13 protein-coding genes and 4 pseudogenes are annotated in these 18,655 nt (G+C 51.8%); 9 read left to right on the top strand and 8 right to left on the bottom strand.

All coding sequences use genetic code 11. The features are described 5' to 3' along the window. Positions 1-70: 70 nt before the first annotated feature. Positions 71-910 (bottom strand): MBL fold metallo-hydrolase, encoded by an 840-nt coding sequence (locus tag T260_RS129940; protein WP_023633976.1) that lies wholly within the window; start codon positions 908-910, stop codon positions 71-73. Positions 911-1,267: 357 nt separating this feature from the next. Here T260_RS129940 and T260_RS0120190 point away from each other — a divergent pair, with 357 nt between their 5' ends. Then, positions 1,268-1,525, top strand: coding sequence for a hypothetical protein (locus T260_RS0120190; RefSeq protein ID WP_015374580.1), 258 nt, complete (start codon positions 1,268-1,270; stop codon positions 1,523-1,525). A 121-nt stretch (positions 1,526-1,646) separates the two neighbouring features. Here T260_RS0120190 and T260_RS1000000138790 read toward each other — a convergent pair. The 5 genes and pseudogenes from T260_RS1000000138790 to T260_RS129960 form a co-directional block, all read right to left on the bottom strand. Then, positions 1,647-1,771, bottom strand: a pseudogene (locus tag T260_RS1000000138790) (SDR family oxidoreductase); the annotation flags it as partial. A gap of 89 nt (positions 1,772-1,860) precedes the next feature. After that, on the bottom strand, positions 1,861-3,228 hold the full coding sequence (locus tag T260_RS129945; RefSeq protein WP_023633974.1) for a short-chain fatty acid transporter: 1,368 nt from the start codon (positions 3,226-3,228) through the stop codon (positions 1,861-1,863). A gap of 147 nt (positions 3,229-3,375) precedes the next feature. After that, entirely contained in the window at positions 3,376-4,977 is a 1,602-nt protein-coding gene (locus T260_RS129950) for a class I adenylate-forming enzyme family protein (RefSeq protein WP_023633973.1), read from the bottom strand. Between the two features lie 18 nt (positions 4,978-4,995). Next, on the bottom strand, positions 4,996-5,769 hold the full coding sequence (locus T260_RS129955) for an SDR family NAD(P)-dependent oxidoreductase (RefSeq protein WP_023633972.1): 774 nt from the start codon (positions 5,767-5,769) through the stop codon (positions 4,996-4,998). Between the two features lie 174 nt (positions 5,770-5,943). Continuing rightward, positions 5,944-7,284, bottom strand: coding sequence for a sigma-54 interaction domain-containing protein (locus tag T260_RS129960; protein ID WP_015374584.1), 1,341 nt, complete (start codon positions 7,282-7,284; stop codon positions 5,944-5,946). A 251-nt stretch (positions 7,285-7,535) separates the two neighbouring features. Here T260_RS129960 and T260_RS129965 point away from each other — a divergent pair, with 251 nt between their 5' ends. The 3 genes from T260_RS129965 to T260_RS129980 all read left to right on the top strand — a co-directional run bounded on the left by T260_RS129965 (position 7,536) and on the right by T260_RS129980 (position 10,537). Next, positions 7,536-8,747 (top strand): acyl-CoA dehydrogenase family protein, encoded by a 1,212-nt coding sequence (locus tag T260_RS129965; protein WP_015374585.1) that lies wholly within the window; start codon positions 7,536-7,538, stop codon positions 8,745-8,747. Between the two features lie 535 nt (positions 8,748-9,282). Further along, positions 9,283-9,591, top strand: a complete 309-nt coding sequence (locus T260_RS129975) for an ArsR/SmtB family transcription factor (RefSeq protein ID WP_025951296.1) — start codon at positions 9,283-9,285, stop codon at positions 9,589-9,591. A 16-nt stretch (positions 9,592-9,607) separates the two neighbouring features. Continuing rightward, positions 9,608-10,537: a cation diffusion facilitator family transporter gene (locus tag T260_RS129980; protein WP_023633970.1), complete on the top strand. Its 930-nt coding sequence runs from the start codon at positions 9,608-9,610 to the stop codon at positions 10,535-10,537. A 30-nt stretch (positions 10,538-10,567) separates the two neighbouring features. On the opposite strand, the gene T260_RS129985 is transcribed toward T260_RS129980, so the two are convergent. Further along, on the bottom strand, positions 10,568-11,464 hold the full coding sequence (locus tag T260_RS129985) for a LysR family transcriptional regulator (RefSeq protein ID WP_023633969.1): 897 nt from the start codon (positions 11,462-11,464) through the stop codon (positions 10,568-10,570). A gap of 240 nt (positions 11,465-11,704) precedes the next feature. Here T260_RS129985 and T260_RS01000000137955 point away from each other — a divergent pair. The 5 genes and pseudogenes from T260_RS01000000137955 to T260_RS130005 all read left to right on the top strand — a co-directional run. Next, positions 11,705-13,515, top strand: a pseudogene (locus T260_RS01000000137955) (assimilatory sulfite reductase (NADPH) flavoprotein subunit). A gap of 26 nt (positions 13,516-13,541) precedes the next feature. Beyond that, positions 13,542-15,263 carry an assimilatory sulfite reductase (NADPH) hemoprotein subunit gene (gene cysI / locus T260_RS129990; protein WP_020278761.1) on the top strand — a complete coding sequence of 574 codons (1,722 nt, stop codon included), beginning with the start codon at positions 13,542-13,544 and terminating at the stop codon, positions 15,261-15,263. Positions 15,264-15,620: 357 nt separating this feature from the next. Beyond that, positions 15,621-17,087: an alpha-ketoglutaric semialdehyde dehydrogenase GucD gene (gucD, locus tag T260_RS129995; protein ID WP_023633968.1), complete on the top strand. Its 1,467-nt coding sequence runs from the start codon at positions 15,621-15,623 to the stop codon at positions 17,085-17,087. A gap of 133 nt (positions 17,088-17,220) precedes the next feature. Then, on the top strand, positions 17,221-17,802 hold the full coding sequence (locus T260_RS130000) for a Uma2 family endonuclease (protein ID WP_023633967.1): 582 nt from the start codon (positions 17,221-17,223) through the stop codon (positions 17,800-17,802). Between the two features lie 34 nt (positions 17,803-17,836). Next, positions 17,837-18,115: pseudogene (locus T260_RS130005) on the top strand (sigma 54-interacting transcriptional regulator); the annotation flags it as partial. A gap of 71 nt (positions 18,116-18,186) precedes the next feature. Here the strand turns inward: T260_RS130005 and T260_RS130010 are convergent. Further along, positions 18,187-18,655, bottom strand: a pseudogene (locus T260_RS130010) (coiled-coil domain-containing protein); the annotation flags it as partial.

The raw sequence follows: 18,655 nt of genomic DNA, 5'->3' as shown, positions 1-18,655 counted from the left end.
TTTGAAATGGAAGAAAACGGAATATGGGCTTGCCCTAATGGTCTATGGCCATTTCCGGGAAGCGTCCGCTTCAGCTTGCCCGTTTCGCTTGATATTCTTGAATGACCGACCGGACAATGTGAAGGGAGTCCCACTCCTTCGCCGAAAAAAAGACGATCGGATATTTTTTCGGGAAAAGCGTTTCTTGAATTTGTTTCGGCGGCATGCCTTTTTCGTATAAATCGATGATGTTGCCTTGAAGTTCAAGCAAGTAATCGAGTTTTCGCTGCAAGGCCTCGCGCCCGTTTGGGAGATAGCCGGCATGGGCGCAGAAGACGTCGCCGAAATCGTATGTCAACGTGCGTTGCAAGGAGGCGATGATCGCCGGGATGTTTTCCTCGCGCAAGATGACTTTCGTTTTCTCCTGACAGTACAAGTCGCCGCTGAACAATTGCCCCGTTTCGCGGTTCAAAAACGCCACATGATCGATGGAATGACCTGGCGTCGGGATGACGTCCCACGTTGCGCTTCGCGAGGAAAACGTCGTGCCGATCGGCTTGGCGGTGAATGGATCGCGCTTGCCCCAAAACACTTTTCGGTATAGCGGATAGTCCGCCTTTTGCTGGCAATAATGGATCATCAGTTCGTGCATGTAGATGGGCAGGCCCATCTTTCGCTGCAAAAATGCCGCGCAGCCGGTATGGTCTTCGTGATAGTGGGTGATGACGACTTGATCGATGTCTTGGTGTTGAAAAAACGAGGTGAATTCGTGCTCCATTGATTTGGCGCCGGTGTCAATCAGCACCCCATCGATGACAAAGCAGCGGACGGTGAGGCGGACGCCTTGAAACGTCGCCGTTCCTTTGGCGATATGCACGTTTTGAACCACTTCCGTTTCAAACCGTTTTTTGATCACTTTCTCGATCAGCATGGCGAACGGGCCTCCTTATTGGTGTGAGGATGTTGTTACCATTATACCACAACAGAATGAATGTTCATTCATTTGTTATTGGCGTTTCACACCCATCATGTGCTTGATGGGATGGAGAAAAGCGATGCTACAGTTAAGCTTACTTCAATCAAGCGTCTGTGAATATCCCCTCTTTTGGGGGATTGAACGTTTGATCAAAAGGAACGATTCGGAAATATGCAGGGGATGGTTTTGCGCAACTTGTATGATAAAATGATAGAAGATCGTATCGGAATGCGGATGCAATGGATGGACATTTGCGCCGACGCCTCCAATGGAGGACCGTCCATATTTCCGACAGGTGAGAAGGGGATGTTCATGAAAACCGTTATTCACGCTTTCGTCATTTCGATCATCGTTCATGTCGTGTATTTGGCATCAACCATCGGCATAGGGTATTGGAAAACGAAGCTTTACAAGCCCGATGTGGAGAATGCTTGGGAGAAAGCGGCCATGCTGCAAAATGAAGTGGTGTTTGGCCACACGGGGTCGCCGATTTTGTATTTGGTGTCGTTTGTTGGAGTGGCGGCGGTCGTTGCTTTGGTAATGCATGTGTACCAAATGGTTCGCGGCTGACAAAAGGAAAAAAGCCGGTCTCGACGGGGAACGAAACGTGTTGGGGCGGCTTTTTCTTTTCGATTTCGTCTTCAAAAGGTGCCTCTCTCCCCTAACCGGAAAAGCGGAAGGGGGCGGCGCGTCAATACGCCGTCCATCCGGCATCGGCGACGATCACAGCGCCGTTTAGAAAACTGGCGTCATCGGAAGCTAAAAACAGGGCGATGTTGGCGATTTCCTCTGGTCCCCTGCGCGAGGTTTGAGGGCGGCGTCTGCTAGGGGGTGCTCATGTTTGCTAAGGATAAAAAAACGCTGCCCGCAGCCGGCTCAATAAGTTGGCTGCGGGCTGTTGTTAATCAAAGTAAATACAGAAAGATAGAAGCGATAATGCCGACATAGATGAAAGTGATTGTCGTAAAGCCCATGATGTCACGGATGCGCAGGCCAGCGATGGCGAGAAGCGGGATAGCCCAAAACGGCTGGATCATGTTGCTCCACTCGCCCCAAGCGACGGCCATGACCATTTTGGCTGGATCGATTCCCATTTCCAAGGCGGCGGGAAGAGCGATCGGCGCTTGTACGACCCACTGGCCGCCGCCCGATGGGATGAACAAGTTCAAGAATCCGGCTGACCAAAAGGTGAATAGCGGCAACGTTTCAGCTGTCGAAAACTTGGTAAAGAAATCAGAAAGCCATTGCGCTAGTCCGGACGACGACATCATGCCCATGATTCCAGCATAAAACGGGTATTGCAAAATAATTTGGCTGACGCTGTTAGACGATTTGACAAGGCCTACCCCGAGTTCGCGCACATTTCCAAACAGCAACAAAGCGAATGTTAAAAACATAAGGTTGACGGTGTTTAAATCAAGAGAAAAGCCGTTTTTTGAAAAATGCATGATCAAGTACACGAGCCCAAGAATGCCGGCAGCCAGCGTGATTAAACGGCTTTTTTCAATTTTGTCGTTGATGAAGTTGGCTTGTTCTTGCGGCTCTTCAATCGAATCTTCCAATAAGGCTGGATCGATAAGAAAACGATCTTCTTTTCTGGCAGGGTGGATGATCTTCATGATAAAAGGCAACGTGAAAAAGACGACGAGAATAATGGCCATATTGACCGCTGAGAAAATAGTTTCCGATGTTGGGATAATGCCAATCTGTTTCTCAAACACATGCCCTTTGGTGGCGACGAATAAAGCGGCAGAGGATGACAAGCCGCCTTGCCAAATGACAAATCCGGAGTATCCAGCTGCAACAAGCACGCGATAGTCAACATCCCGCACTTTCCTTGCCACGAGCTTGGCGATAATGCCGGCGACGACGAGGCCGAACGCCCAACTGATGAATGAAGCAGCAAGCGATGTAAACGTGACAAGCAAAATGGCAGAATTGGGCGAGTGACATTTGCCGGCAATTTTTTCGAGGAGCCGGGAAACAGGCTTTGTCAATGCCAAAGCATAGCTCATGACAAAGGTGGTAATGACTTGGGCGGTGAAGGCGAGCAGCGCCCATAAGCCTTCACCCCAATAGGTGATCATGTCGGCCGGGCTTTTTCCGTTGATCAATATTCCGCCTAAAAATGTCACAAACGTCAGAACAACGGCGAAGACGAACGAATCGGGGAGCCAGCGTTCGGCGATTTTTGCGAAAAAGAGTGCCAGTTTGGCCATCCAATTGTTGTCCTGCCTTTCGATCCCGACATTCGTCTGTGCTTTTGCTTCCATACGGCGTCAGCCTCCTTCACAAATGTATAATTCGTTCCGCTCTTTACGGCGAAAACGTTTATAAGGGACGGAGCAACAAGATGAAACAAATTCAACAGCAAATTTGGTAACGCTTTCAAAACAATGCCTTTCACACTGCCTGTTTCTTCATTTTTGTTGGTCCGCCAACGACATTTCCACCAGCTTGTTCTTTAAAACTTTCCCCCCTGGATTGCGCGGGAGCTGGTCGATCAACTCAACCTGTTTGGGCGTTTTAAATTTCGGAAGGCGCTGGCGGGCGAAAGCGATGAGCTCCTCGGCGGTCAGCGTGTTTCCCGGTTTGGCGACGACGTACGCTTTTACCTCTTCGCCGAATACAGGATCTTTTACCCCGACCACTGCAGCTTCGAGCACTTTCGGATGGGCGTATAGCACGTTTTCGACTTCAACGGAGTAAATTTTCTCTCCTCCGCGGTTGATCACGTCTTTTTTTCGGTCGAGGATGTATACAAAGCCATCTTCGTCTATACGGGCAATATCGCCTGATTTCCAGTAGCCGTCTTCGGTGAATGAAGCGATGTTTGCTTCCGGGCGGTTCCAATATTGTTGGATGACCATCGGCCCTTTAATGTACAGCTCACCAGCTTCTCCTGGCTTGGCCGTCTCGCCGGTTTCAGTGACGACTTTGATATCGGCAACGGGCACGGGCACGCCGACGGAGTCGGTTTTATCGTCCGGATACTGTTTGGGCATGATCGTGGTTGGCGAAGTGGTTTCTGTCGCCCCGTAGGCGTTGTGTAAGAAAGCGTTCGGGAAGCAGCGCCGCAGCCCGCCGATCGTTTCTTTTGACATCGGGGCTCCGCCGTAGGCGACGATGCGCACGAAATCGTAGGAGAAAGTATGAAACAACGAATGCGACATCATCATAATGTACATCGTCGGTACATTAAACAAAAAGTTGATGTTCTCTTGCTGGATGAGCCGGATGGCAGTCTCTGTTTGGTAGCGCTCCATCAGGACAACTGTTCCGCCGACAAGCAGCATATGCAACAATTGCCCGATCAACCCGGTCACGTGAAAGAGTGGAACGGCGACGAGCGTGCGTGTTGTATGGTCGGTTTGCAAGACAAATTGGTAGCTGAGGCAGCTGTGAATGGCGTTAATATGGCTGCCGACCGCCCCTTTCGGCAACCCGGTCGTTCCGGACGTGTACATAATGTAAAGCGGATCGGTTTCCTCTGGCGGCGTATCAAGCTGCGTTTCGCCGGCTGTGCGCTGGAGCAGCTCTTCATGGAAGGAATACAGGCGCTTCTCAGGATCATGTCCATCAGTCAAGTAGCAATATTGGATCAATGGGTCGCGGGCCAGCCAGTCTTCAAGCGGGCGCACGAATTCCCGGTTCGTAATCAGCATTTTCGCACCGGCATCGGTCATCATGTAAATCAAATCGTTGGCGGTCAACCTCGTGTTCAGTGGCACGAAAATGGCCCCGATTTTGGCGCAAGCCAATGCGGTGAGCACAAATTCGATGTCGTTGCCGAGCAGCAGCGCAACGCGATCGCCCTTGCGCACGTTTTGTTCCACGAGGCGGCTGGCTGCTCGGTCGACGAGCTGCTTCAGTTCGGCATAACAAAGCCGTGTTTCCCCTTTTACGAGCGCTTCGCCGTCGGGAAATGTGGCGGCCGAGCGGGCGAGCATCTCGTAAACGTTTGCCGGCCGTTCAGCAAACAGCTTGACAGTCCGTCCATATAAACGTCCTTCTACAATCATCGAATCCCTCCCTGCAAATTATTTCGCTGTCCAGCCGCCGTCGACGTACAAAATGTGCCCGGTGATGTAATTGGCGGCGTCGGAGGCGAGAAAGACGACCGGTCCGGCGACATCTTCCGGCTCGCCAACGCGGTTGAGCATTGTGCTGTTGACGATATTTCGGTACCGTTCTTCATCTTGAAGCCAAGCGCTGGTCATCGGCGTTCGGATGTAGGCAGGGGCGATGGCGTTCACATTGATGTTGTAAGGGGCAAGCTCGTTCGCCCATACTTTTGTCAATTGGTTGATGCCGCCTTTGCTGGCGGCGTAGCTCGTTTGAAACGGCATTCCGACCCCGCCGAAAATGGATGAGATGTTGATGATTTTCCCATATTGCTGTTTGATCATTTGTTTGGCGGCGGCCTGGCCGACAAGGAAAATGCCTTTTAAGTTCGTGTTTAACACCCGGTCCCAGTCGTCCTCCTCGATGTCAATGAGTGGCTTGCGAATATTCATGCCGGCGTTGTTTACTAAAATGTCAAGGCGGCCGTGCTGCCCGATGACGCAGTCAACCATACGCTGAACATTTTCTTTGTCGGTGACATCGGCTTGAACCCAGGAGCAGGAGAACCCTTGACCGGTGATTTCCGCTGCTGCTTTTTGCAAGTCGGCCATATTTCGGCTGGCAATGACAACGTGGGCTCCATGGGCGGCCAAGGCGCACGCCATGGCGAAACCAATGCCTTTGCTGCCGCCGGTGACAAGGGCAACTTTGCCGTCAAGACGGAAGGACGGAAGGCGGCTTATATCCATCCACAACACCTCTCTCCATGGTCGAGAATTTCGGTCTCCACCCATATATTTGCAACTTGCATGCCAATCACAAAGAATACAGGAATGTTCACAAAATTGTTCTATTTTTGGTTCATACCGGTCCTGTCGGACGATTCCAGACGGAATCAGTGATGAAAAAACGAATCAACGTTGTCAAATGCCGAGCCGCTGCATCTTTTTCACCAAGGCGGACTGGCTGATGCCGAGCACTTGGGCTGCTTTTCGTGTCGTCTTGTATTCGGAAATCGCTTTCAAAATCAGTTCTCGTTCCAGATTGCGGACCATGTCTTTCAGTGTTTTTGACGCTTGTTTCATCTCCAATGATGTGGAATGGGAAAAAGGCAAGTGTAGAGCTGTGATGTGATCGGTTTCCGTTGTAATGACGAGCCGTTCGATTAAGTTCTGCATTTCCCGGACATTCCCTGGCCATGCATACGACTTCATGGCTAGCAGTGCATCATCGGTGAATTGTTTATGGAGGCGATATTTTTGATTAACTCGCTCTAAAAAATAATGGGCGAGCAAAGGAATGTCTTCTTGGCGTTCCCGCAGCGGCGGAATGTGAATCGGGATAATGTTCAGACGATAGTACAAGTCTTCGCGAAACTTCCCCTGCTTGACGAGAGACTCCAAATCTTGATTGGTCGCAGAGATGACACGCACGTCAATTTTGATCGTCCTCCGCCCGCCGATTCGTGTCACTTCGAACTCCTGCAGCACACGAAGCAGTTTTCCTTGGAGCGAAAGCGGCATTTCTCCGATTTCGTCGAGAAAGATCGTCCCAGTGTGCGCTTGCTCGAACAAGCCTGGACGGCCCCGGCTGTCTGCCCCAGTGAACGCGCCTTTTTCATAGCCAAACAGTTCTGATTCAATCAACTCTTTCGGAATGGCGGCACAGTTCACTTTAATGAACGGTTTATCGGAGCGGGGGCTCCATTTTTGAATTAAGTTGGCGATGACTTCTTTCCCGACGCCCGATTCCCCAAGCAGCAGCACAGTCGAGTTGAATGGGGCGATTTTTTGGGCTAAATGGATGACCCGCAGCATGTTTGGGCTGTTGGCGATCACCCCTTCATGGCGGATTGTGTCCTCGCGGTGCTGATATACTTTGATTTGTTGCAAATATCGATCGGCCAGCGCCTTTGTCTTCATCAATTCCTGCTCCAAATGTTTTAGCGCTGATATGTCGCGCAAGTTCGTCACCACATAGGATACATCGCCGTTTTCGTCAAAAATCGGATTCCCGGTTACCAACAAATCTTTCCCATTGACATGTTGGATGATCGTCACGCGGCGTTTTTCCTGCAGTACTTTCAGGGAAACGGATTCGGATATAATGCCGTCTTTGACAACATCTTTTAGATGTCGACCGATCAACTGATCCTCGGTAATGCCGGTCACCCGGGTGTACGCTTCGTTCATTTTGATTCCGTAGCCGCGTTTGTCGGCGATGAAGATCGGATCATAGCTCGCGTTGATTACGTTTTCGTACAAGGCCAGTTTTCCTTTCAGTTCATGAACTAGGGCCTCCAGTTCGCGAATGCGGGCTTGCAGTTGCGCCAGTTCTGTAATAATGATCCCTCCTCTTTACTAGAATTCAATTGTTACAATCTTTACAATATTATAACTGTTCTGATGAATTTTTTCATCGATTTTGCATGTCCTAAAAGTGCGTGAAGCTCGTCTTGGCTGGCACAGAACATGCATGCAAAAACGGGGGAAAGAGGGAGAGGAGTGAGTGTGTAATGTACAGCTTTCGGCCATCAGCGGAACAGCAGAACATGATTGAAAAAGCCGGTGCGTTTATGGAGGAATATGTGTATCCGAATGAGCGGCACTTCGTCCCGCATCGGGGACTGCCGGAAGAAATATTGAAGCCGCTTCAGCAAAAGGTGAAAGAGATGGGGCTGTGGGCCGCCCATATGCCGAAAGAGGCCGGGGGAGCGGGGCTTGGTTTTGTCTCGTTGGCGTTGCTGTCCGAAATCACAGGGCGGAGTCCAGCTGGCCCTTACGTATTTGGGTGCATGGCCCCGGATGCGGGAAACGCCGAGATATTATGGCATGCCGGAACGGAGGAACAAAAGCGGAAATATTTGTACCCTCTCGTCAACGGGGACATTCGCTCCTGCTTTGCCATGACCGAGCCGGAAGTGTCCGGGTCGGATCCAAAGCAACTTCGATCCACTGCAGTGCTTGATAGGGACGAATGGGTCATCAACGCGCATAAATGGTTTACCACGGGGGCGGTTGGTTCAAGCTTTTCGATCGTCTTGGTCAAGACGGACCCCGACGCACCGCCTCACCGGCAGTTCAGTTTGCTGATTGTTGAACATGATAATCCAGGATTTGAAATCGTTCGGGAAATTCCGGTGATCGGCGACCATTTTGCAGGCGGTCATTGTGAAGTCCGGTATACGAACTGCCGCGTGCCGAAGGAAAATTTGTTGGGTCCGCGCGGGGCGGGGCTGGAACTGGCGCAGCTGCGGCTTGGAACTGGGCGCATTACCCACGCGATGCGCTGGGTCGGCATCGCCCAAAGAAGTCTAGACTTGATGATTGCCTACTCTTTGAAACGAGAAACGCGCGGAAAACGGCTGGCGGACCACCAAACGATCCAGAATTTCATCGCCGATTCGGTCGCGGAAATCGAAGCATTTCGTCTAATGACGCTGAAGGCGGCGTGGCTGATGGACAACGGGCAAGAAGCGAAAAAAGAAATTTCCATCATCAAGTTTTTCGGAGCTAACGTGTTGCACCGTGCGATTGACCGAGCGATTCAAGTGCACGGCGCCCTTGGCGTGAGCGGAGACACACCGCTTGAAGGATTTTACCGCGAAGCGAGAACAGCGCGGATTTATGACGGCCCGGACGAAGTTCACCGCATGGTCGTCGCCCGTTCGATGATCAAGGAGTTTGAACAAAACCAGAAAGAACAAATCAACGCTCGGTATCTGTGATCGTTGAACGGGCGGATGCAAGCAGCCCCCGCGGTCGACGGCGTGGGGGCCTCTAATCAGTACGATGACTAATGAACATATCCATTTCTGCAGAGTGTTTCCGGTTAGCCATTTGGGCGTGCAGCTGGATAAAGCTGTAATGCTAGAGGATCGACTCGATGAGCCTTTTCTTTGTGTCTTTCGCATACAGCTTGATGTTCATCTGTCGGCCGAGGTTGATCAACTCATTTTTTTAGTTATGACAAAAAATGTATTGTTTCTTCTCAGTCCATTCACTGCCATTGCGGAATAGGGGTGGCTAAACCGCCTCCGAGGACGCCGTGAACATTTAGGCGAAGCAGCTGTTGCATCGGCGCGGGTGAGATCGTAAGAACAAAAGCAGAGGGTGCTCCGCCCTTTGCTTTTTTCTTTGCTCGTGCATGACGGATGTTCATGGAGCTGGGCAGCTTGAAAGAGGATTGACAGAGGAAAAAAAGAGGGTTATGATTCACATATATGAACAAATGCTCATATGTTAAAATGAGAGGGAACGATGATGAAGGCAGAAGATCATTTGTTTTTAGATGAAAGCGTCGTGGAGGAAGTGTCGAAAATCTTTAAAGCGTTGGCGGATCCGACGCGGATGAAGATGTTGTATTTGTTGTCGCAGGAAGAATGCCATGTCGGCCATATTGCGGAAGTGCTCGGCATGTCGCAGTCGGCCGTTTCCCATCAACTGGCGCTGCTTCGGGCGCTGCGGCTTGTCAAATATCGCCGTGAAGGGAAATCACTGGTGTATTCGTGCGATGACGATCATGTCATTTCGCTGCTGAGGCAGGCGATTGATCACGCTCAACATCCATAAAAGGGAGAGAAGAACGATGCATCATCATGAACACGGCCATTGCGGCCACCATCACGGGCATCATCATGGCTTGGGCAGAGAGGGGAGCCAAAAAGGGTTGGCGGCCGCTCTTGTCATTACCGTTGGGATTATGGTTCTGGAGTTTGTCGGCGGGCTTGTGACGAACAGCCTTGCTCTTCTTTCGGATTCGGGGCATATGCTGAGCGATGCTGCTTCGCTTTTGTTAAGTCTGTTGGCGGTGTGGTTTGCGGCGAGGCCTGCGTCGCCGAAGAGGACATATGGATTTTACCGGTTCGAGATTTTAGCGGCGCTCGTAAACGGGGTTGCGTTGGTGGGGATTGCCGCTTGGATTATTTGGGAAGCGGTCGCGAGGTTTGTGAATCCACCTGCTGTCGCGAGCGGGCCGATGATGGCCATTGCTGTCATAGGGTTGCTGGCTAATTTGGCAAGCGCTTGGGTGTTAATGCGCAAAGGGGATGTCAAAGAGAACGTCAATGTCCGCAGCGCCTATCTTCATGTGCTTGGCGATGCGTTAGGCTCGGTCGGGGCGATCGCGGCGGGGCTTGTCATCTGGCTGTTCGATTGGTACGCGGCTGATCCGCTCATTTCCATTGCGGTGTCGGTGCTGATTTTAAAAGGGGCGTTGGCCGTGGTGAAACAGACGGTGCATATTTTAATGGAAGGAACGCCGGCGGCGATTGACCATGGGGAAGTAAAAGCGGCGCTCTCCGGCATTGATGGCGTGATCGATGTGCACGATTTGCATATTTGGACGATCACCTCGGGGCTTGATTCGTTAAGCTGCCATTTGCTCATTGAGGAAGGTTGCGATGGGCAGGCGGTTTTGCAGCGGGCGATTGATTTGGTCGAAACGCGCTTTCACATTCGCCATGCGACGATTCAAATTGAAATGCCGCACATCCGCCATGGGGAGATGGAAGTGTGAGGGCGGGTCATCCATGACCACGCCCTTCTGTTATTGGCTGACGCCAGTCCAATTGGTTTGCAAGGCTTCAAGGAAAATGCGCACGTTTTGTTTGTTTTCCATAATCGGTGCATAGATGTAGGAAAACATTCGGTAAAACGGTGGATGGTTCAGGCGAACGATGGACAGGTGGCCGTGCTCGATGTCGCGGGCGACGACGCTGCGCGACAGCAAGGACAGGGCGTTGCCGTTGATCAACGTTTCTTTAATGCCTTGGTTGCTGCTGATGATCATGAGCGATTTGACTTTCAGCCCGTTCGAGCGGATGAAATGGTTGAAATATTCCCTTGTTCCCGACCCGACTTCGCGCGCCACCCATGCTTCGTTTTGCAGCTCGGCGATCGTGACCTCCTCTTTTTGCGCCAGTTCGTGGCGGTTGGAGGCGACGATGACAAGCTCGTCCTGCATGAACGGATGAACGGACAGTTCTTTTTCGTTCGTTTGCCCTTCGATCAAGCCGATGTCGACTTGATATGATTTGACGAGTTCGACAATTTCTTTTGTGTTGCCGATCATGACCTCAAGCTCCAACTCTGGGTAACGTTTTTGGAAATCGGGCAAAAGCGGCGGCAAAATATACTCCCCAATCGTAAAGCTGGCGCCGATGGTCAATTTGCCTTTCACCGAATGATGGTGCTCCAAAATGTCTTGCTTTGTTTGTTCATAGAGCGCCACCATTTGTTTGGCGCGGTCGTACAACAGCTCGCCCGTCGGCGTCATGCGCAGCCGCTTCGGGGAGCGGATGAACAGTTTCGTCTGGAACTCCTTCTCTAAATTTTTAATGTGCAAGCTGACACTTGGCTGGGATAAATGGAGAATTTCCGCCGTCTTTGTGAAATTTTTCACTTCTGCTAACGTAATGAACGTCTTCAACTCGTCGTAATACATTGGCCAACCCCTCGCATGCAGCCTGACTGTTTTGTTGCGGATCATTATTAGTGATGTTAATAGTTTTAATAATTTATATTTATTTTACTAATGTTTTGTTTTGCGGTAAAGTGTAAATATGATACCCTCATTAAAGTATACTTGGCTTATAGGAATAATGGAATTTGGCGTTCGTCCTGTCGTTGAGACCGAAACGGCGCCAATCGTTCCATTTTATTTTATATTGTGAGGTGGACACCGTTGCAGCTGCAAGTAACCAACAGTCCGTTTACCCAGGAGCAGATTGAGCTTTTGAATCGTTTGTTGCCGACGTTGACGCCGTCGCAAAAGCTTTGGCTGAGCGGGTATTTGGCTGCTGCCGAGGCGGCGGTCGCCGTTTTGGATGCCGAAGCGCCGGCGCTGTTTGCTGGAAGCAGCAAACCGGTTTCGAAAGAAGTGACGGTATTGTACGGCTCGCAAACCGGCAATGCGCAAAAGTTGGCTGAAAAAGCCGGCAAGGCGCTTAAGGAGCGCGGATTCGAGGCGAAAGTGTCGTCCATGCTTGACTTTAAGCCGAATGAATTGAAGAAAGTCGAGACGCTGCTCATCGTCGTGAGCACGCATGGGGAAGGCGATCCGCCGGACAATGCGGTATCGTTTTACGAATTTCTCCACAGCAAACGGGCGCCAAAGCTCAACCATCTTCGTTTCTCTGTCTTGGCGCTCGGCGATACGTCGTACGAGCATTTTTGCCAGACGGGGAAAGATTTCGACAAACGTCTTGAGGAGCTGGGCGGAACACGGTTTTATCCGCGCTTCGATTGCGATGTCGACTATGAAGAAGCGGCGGCGAAATGGCTTGATGGCGTGCTTGGCGAGTTAAGCAAAGAAGCGAATGCCCATGTTGGGGCCACGCCGCTTTTGTCCGTTGCGGCCGCGGCGCCAAAAATGGAACCAGCTGTCGTCTATTCGCGGAAAAACCCGTTCCCGGCCGAGGTGCTTGAAAACATCAACTTAAACGGCCGCGGATCGAACAAGGAAACGCGCCATTTGGAATTGTCGCTCGAGGGATCGGGGTTGAAGTACGAACCGGGCGATGCGCTTGGCATTTTCCCGAAAAATGATCCCGAGCTTGTCGACCTCATCATCCAAGAAATGAAATGGAACCCGGAAGAAACGGTGACGATCGACAAAGATGGGGAAGTGCGGTCGCTGCGTGAAGCGCTCACCTCACATTTTGAAATTACGGTGCTGACGAAAGCGCTGTTGCAAAAGCTGGCGACGCTGTCAAAAAACAGTGAGCTCCAAGCGCTTGTGGCGCCCGGCAATGAAGCCAAATTGAAAGAATACGCCAAAGGCCGTGATTTGTTGGATGCGCTCCGCGATTTCGGCCCATGGGACGCCACTCCGCAGCAACTCATCTCCATCTTGCGGAAAATGCCGCCGCGCCTGTACTCGATCGCGAGCAGCTTAGCGGCCTATCCAGATGAAGTGCACTTGACGATCGGTGCGGTCCGTTATGAGTCGCACGGCCGCCTGCGCAAAGGGGTGTGCTCGACGTTCTGCGCCGAACGCGTCCAAATCGGCGATACGTTGCCGGTCTTTGTGCAGCCGAACCCGAACTTTTTTTCGGCCCCTTTTTTACACGCAATGANCTTTTCGGCGCGCTTTTCCGCGCCTTTATGCAAGAGCGCGAGGCCATCGGGGCGAAAGGAAAATCGTGGCTCTTTTTCGGGGACCAACACTTTATGACCGACTTCCTGTATCAAACCGAATGGCTCGCATGGTTGAAAAGCGGTGTGCTGACCAAAATGGATGTCGCCTTCTCTCGCGATACGGAGAAGAAAGTGTATGTGCAGCACCGGATGATTGAACGAAGCAAAGAGCTGTTCGGTTGGCTTGAGGAAGGTGCTGTCGTCTACGTTTGCGGCGACAAGCAACACATGGCGCGCGACGTTCATCAGACGTTGATCGAGATTATCGAAAAAGAGGGCGGCATGAGCCGCGAACAGGCGGAAGCGTATTTGACGGAAATGCAAAAGCAAAAACGGTACCAACGCGACGTCTATTAATCTCTAAAGAAGGAGTGGAATCGGAAATGGCGAAAGTCGTGTTAAAAGCGCCGGACGGACCGCCAAGCGATGTCGAGCGCATTAAACAGGAAAGCCGTTACTTGCGCGGCACGCTTGCCGAAACGATGGAAGACCCGCTCAGCGCGGGCATCCCAGATGATGACAACCGGCTGATGAAGTTTCACGGCAGCTACTTGCAAGACGACCGCGACGTGCGCACCGAACGGCAAAAACAAAAGCTTGAACCGGCCTATCAATTTATGATCCGCGTGCGCACGCCGGGCGGGGTGGCGACGCCCGAACAGTGGCTTGTCATGGATGAACTTGCCCGCAAATACGCGAACGGCACGTTAAAATTAACGACGCGCCAGGCGTTCCAACTGCACGGCGTCTTGAAATGGAACGTGAAAAAAACGATGCAAGCCATCAATGGCGCCTTGATGACGACACTCGCCGCCTGTGGCGACGTCAACCGAAACGTCATGTGCAACCCGAACCCGTACCAGTCGGAAGTGCATGCGGAAGTGTATGAATGGGCGAAGCTGATCAGCGACCATTTGCTGCCGCGGACGAGGGCGTATTACGAAATTTGGCTTGATGATGAAAAAGTCGCCGGCACGCCGCCGGTCGACGGTGAAGAAGAACCGATTTACGGTCCGACGTATTTGCCGCGGAAGTTTAAAATCGGCATCGCCGTTCCGCCGTCCAACGACGTGGATGTGTTCTCGCAAGACATTGGGTTCATCGCCATTGTCGAGGACGGCAAGCTCGCCGGGTTTAATGTCGCCATCGGCGGCGGCATGGGGATGACCCATGGGGACAAAACGACGTATCCGCAACTGGCGAAAGTGATCGGCTTCTGCAAGCCGGATCAAGTCGTGGAAGTGGCGGAGAAAATTATGACCGTTCAGCGCGACTACGGCAACCGCTCATCGCGCAAACACGCCCGCTTCAAATACACGATCGATCGGCTTGGGCTGGAAGCGGTGAAAGAAGAAATTGAGCGCCGCCTCGGCTGGAGGCTCGGCGAAGCGCGCCCGTACCATTTCGAGCATAGCGGCGACCGCTACGGCTGGGTCGAAGGCGTCAATGGGACATGGCATTTCACGCTCTTTGTCGAAGGCGGCCGCGTCAAAGACTACGACGATTACAAGCTGATGACCGGCCTGCGCGAAATCGCGAAAGTCCATACCGGCGATTTCCGGTTGACGCCAAACCAAAACTTGATCATCGCCAATGTCACGAGCGAGAAAAAGCCGGAAATCGAGGCGCTCATCGCCAAATACGGCTTGACCGACGGCCGCCGGTACACCGCCTTGCGCCGCAACGCGCTCGCCTGTGTCGCCTTGCCGACGTGCGGTTTGGCGATGGCGGAAGCGGAGCGGTACTTGCCGAAACTGCTCGATAAAATCGAGGAAATTATCGATGAAAACGGTTTGCGCGACGAAGAAATCACGATCCGCATGACGGGCTGTCCGAACGGCTGCGCCCGCCACGTGCTCGCGGAAATCGCCTTCGTCGGCAAAGCGGTCGGCAAATACAACATGTACCTTGGAGCCGCGTTCAACGGCACGCGCTTAGGCAAACTGTACCGCGAAAACATCGGCGAGGAGGAAATTTTGCGCGAACTGCGCATGCTCCTATCCCGCTATGCGAAAGAGCGGCTTGACGGTGAACACTTCGGCGACTTCGTCATCCGCGCCGGCATCGTCAAAGAAGTGACGGATGGGACGAATTTCCATGATTAAAGTGGTCAGGGTGAAATGGAAACCAGCCTCTCCTTGTTTAGGGGAGGTTGGTTTTTTGTTGCTTTCATGCAATGGCTTCGGTGTTTTGTTCATTGTAGCCGCATTCAATCTATATTAGGTTGTAATAAAGGATTTCCGATCTCCATGTCCTATCTTTATCACTTGAAAAGCTGGCACGGTGACAAAAAGAGCGAACAATGCTATGTAAAAAAGTTGCAACTTATATAATTCACAAAATATTTCAACTATATTATAGTAGTGTTATGAACTTGTATTTTTCAGATCATGACCAGGGGCAAACATTTTTTCCAAGATCGTATGCAGCGATCACGTGAATGGAAAGGGGGAGAAGATATTATGAAGATGGGAACAGAAAAACAAACATACTTGAATTACATCAATGGCGAATGGATTCATTCCTCCACTGGAAAAATCGAAGCCAGCCTTAACCCAGCCAACATCGATGATATCGTCGGCTACGTTCAAGAGTCCGGAGTCGAGGATGTGAACGTTGCGGTTGAGGCGGCGCGAAGGGCGCAGGCGGCATGGCGGAAGCTGTCCGGCCCGAAACGCGGAGAGTATTTGTTCCGCGCGGCTGACGTTCTTGAGAAACGGCTTGACGAGATCGCCGAAACGATGACAAGAGAAATGGGAAAAACGCTCCCGGAAGCAAAAGGGGAAGTGCAGCGGGGAGTCAATATTTTGCGCTACTATGCTGGGGAGGGGATGCGGTCCATCGGCGAGGTCATTCCATCCATGGACGGCGAAGCGTTGATGTTTACCACGCGCGTGCCTCTTGGCGTGGTTGGGGTCATCACGCCGTGGAACTTTCCAGTCGCGATTCCGATTTGGAAAATCGCACCCGCCATCGTCTATGGAAACACCGTTGTGTTTAAGCCGGCGCAAGAAACAGCTGTCACCGCCGCGAAAATCGTGGAGTGCTTTGATCAAGCGGGGCTGCCGGCCGGGGTTGTGAATTTGGTGACGGGCAAAGGATCGGTCATCGGCAATGCGATCGCCGAACACCCCCATATTCACGGCATCACCTTCACCGGCTCCAATGAAGTCGGCAAAACGATCGCCCAAAAAGCGGTGGCCCGAGGGGCGAAATACCAGCTGGAAATGGGCGGAAAGAATCCGGTGATCGTGCTCGAGGACGCTGACCTTGATCGCGCCGTCGAAGCGACGATTAGCGGAGGACTGCGTTCGACGGGGCAAAAATGTACGGCGACAAGCCGTGTCTTCGTTCAGAGTTCCATCTATGAATCGTTTAAAGAACAATTATTAGCGAAGATTAAACAGTTGAAAATTGGCGACGGACTGAAAGAAGGCGTCTGGATGGGCCCGTGCGCCAGCCGGAAGCAGTTGGAGACGATTCTTTCTTATATCGAAAAAGGGATCGAAGAAGGGGCGACATTGCTTTGCGGCGGCCGCCGCTTGGTCGATGGAGAGCTCGGAAACGGGTTTTATATAGAGCCGACGGTGTTTGAGAACGTATCCCCGAACATGACGATCGCTCGCGAGGAAATTTTCGGGCCGGTGCTCGCCTTAATTAAAGTGGACACGTTTGAAGAAGCGTTAGCCTTAGCCAATGACACACCGTTTGGCCTTAGCGCCTCGATTTTCACGCAAAATATCGGCAAGATGCTCGCGTTCATCCAAGACATCGAGGCCGGACTCGTCCGGATTAATGAAGAAAGCGCCGGCGTCGAACTGCAAGCGCCGTTTGGCGGGATGAAGCAGTCCAGCTCCCACTCGCGGGAACAAGGACGGGCGGCCATCGAGTTTTTCACGGCGATTAAAACGGTGTTTGTAAAAGGATAAGAAGTTGAGGAAAGTGCGCTGCCGTTTGGGCAGGGCGCTTTTTTAGCGTGAGGGAATTGGCAAAGGCGATTGTCGGCGAGCAAACGGTTTGCTTACATATAGAGGAAATAGCATGTGCGGGAGGGAGAGCGGCATGAGCCAATCAGGCGAGCAACGCCGGTATACGCTCGGCGAGTTCTTTTCTTTAGCTGGAGACGAGCGGATGGAGCTGTACGAAGGAACGATTGTGTTGATGTCCCCAGCTCCTTATGAGCATGAAGGGGTGGTCGCCAATTTGATTGCCGAGTTTCGCATGGCGTTAAAAGGAAGTCCTTGCCTTGTGTTCGGCAGCAATCTCCAAGTCGTTCTTTTGTTTGAAGATGAACAAAAAGGAACGAAAAATGTAACGGTGCTGCCCGACCTATCCATTATTTGCGATCGAACGAAACTGCGCCAAGGTCGGTGTTACGGCGCCCCCGACCTGGTGGTGGAAGTGTTGTCGCCAAGCACGGCCCGCAACGACCGGCTGCTTAAGCGTCATTATTATGAGAAAGCAGGAGTCCGCGAGTACTGGCTTGTCGATTATCAGCACCAGGTGATGGAAAAATATGTTTGGCAATCGGGGACGTTTCAGCTAGAAGACGTGTACGATGCAGCCAACGGAGCGGCTGCATCGACCATGTTTCCCGAGGTGCATTTTTCCGTGAAGGAGATTTTTGCGTTTTTGTCGTCGTAAAGAGCGGCACAGGCACATACAAAATAACAACAAGCATAACGGCCGACTCAAAGAAATGATCCGTATCGCGAAACGGGCAGCAGAGTCGGACTTGCCAGTGTTCATTATGGGGGAAAGCGGAACCGGCAAGGAGCTGTTCGCCCAGGCGATTCATCAGGAAAGCCCGCGGGCTGACCGCCCATTCGTTCCTGTAAACTGTGCGGCCATTCCTGACGCTTTGCTGGAAAGCGAATTGTTCGGCTATGTGGAGGGATCGTTTACACATGCGAAAAAAGGAGGAAAAATCGGGCTGTTTGAACTGGCGGACGGGGGAAATGGTTAAATAAGTTGAACAAGAGCTTAGATAACGGACAGGCGGGCTTAGGCGGCCCGCCTGCTTTATCGTCATAAAATGACATTCTTAATTTTGTAGATTTCCCGTTCGTGTTCGATGACTTTGTTCGAGAGGAAGGTGATGTCAAGCTTGATGTTGTTCAGCTGTTCGGTGAATGATTGGGCATGGGAATCGACTTTTTTCTCTAAGGCGTCGAGTCTTTGGTGGATGGAAGAGACTTCGCCGTGAAGTTTATGCACGTCCATCGCGAGGGCGTCGAGTGCAGCGTCGGTTTCATCCTGGCGGTGAAGAAGAGCAGACATCAGATCATACAGCTCTTTTTGGCCGGCTTTGATATGGGCTTGTTCTTCTTCTAACCGCTTTTGGCCTTCAAGGAGAGCTTGCTGGATCCGTCGGAATTCTTCCTGTTCTTTTCGCATTTCTTGCTGTTCTCTTCGGATCTCCTGCTGCTCTTTCCGCATTTCTTGCTGTTCTCTTCGGATCTCCTGCTGCTCTTTCCGCATTTCTTGCTGTTCTCTT

The sequence above is a fragment of the Geobacillus thermopakistaniensis genome, from assembly GCF_000498995.1.
GTDB lineage: Bacteria > Bacillota > Bacilli > Bacillales > Anoxybacillaceae > Geobacillus > Geobacillus thermoleovorans.
Note: the sequence above shows the minus strand (reverse complement) of the source record. Positions and strands in the feature narration are given on the sequence as shown.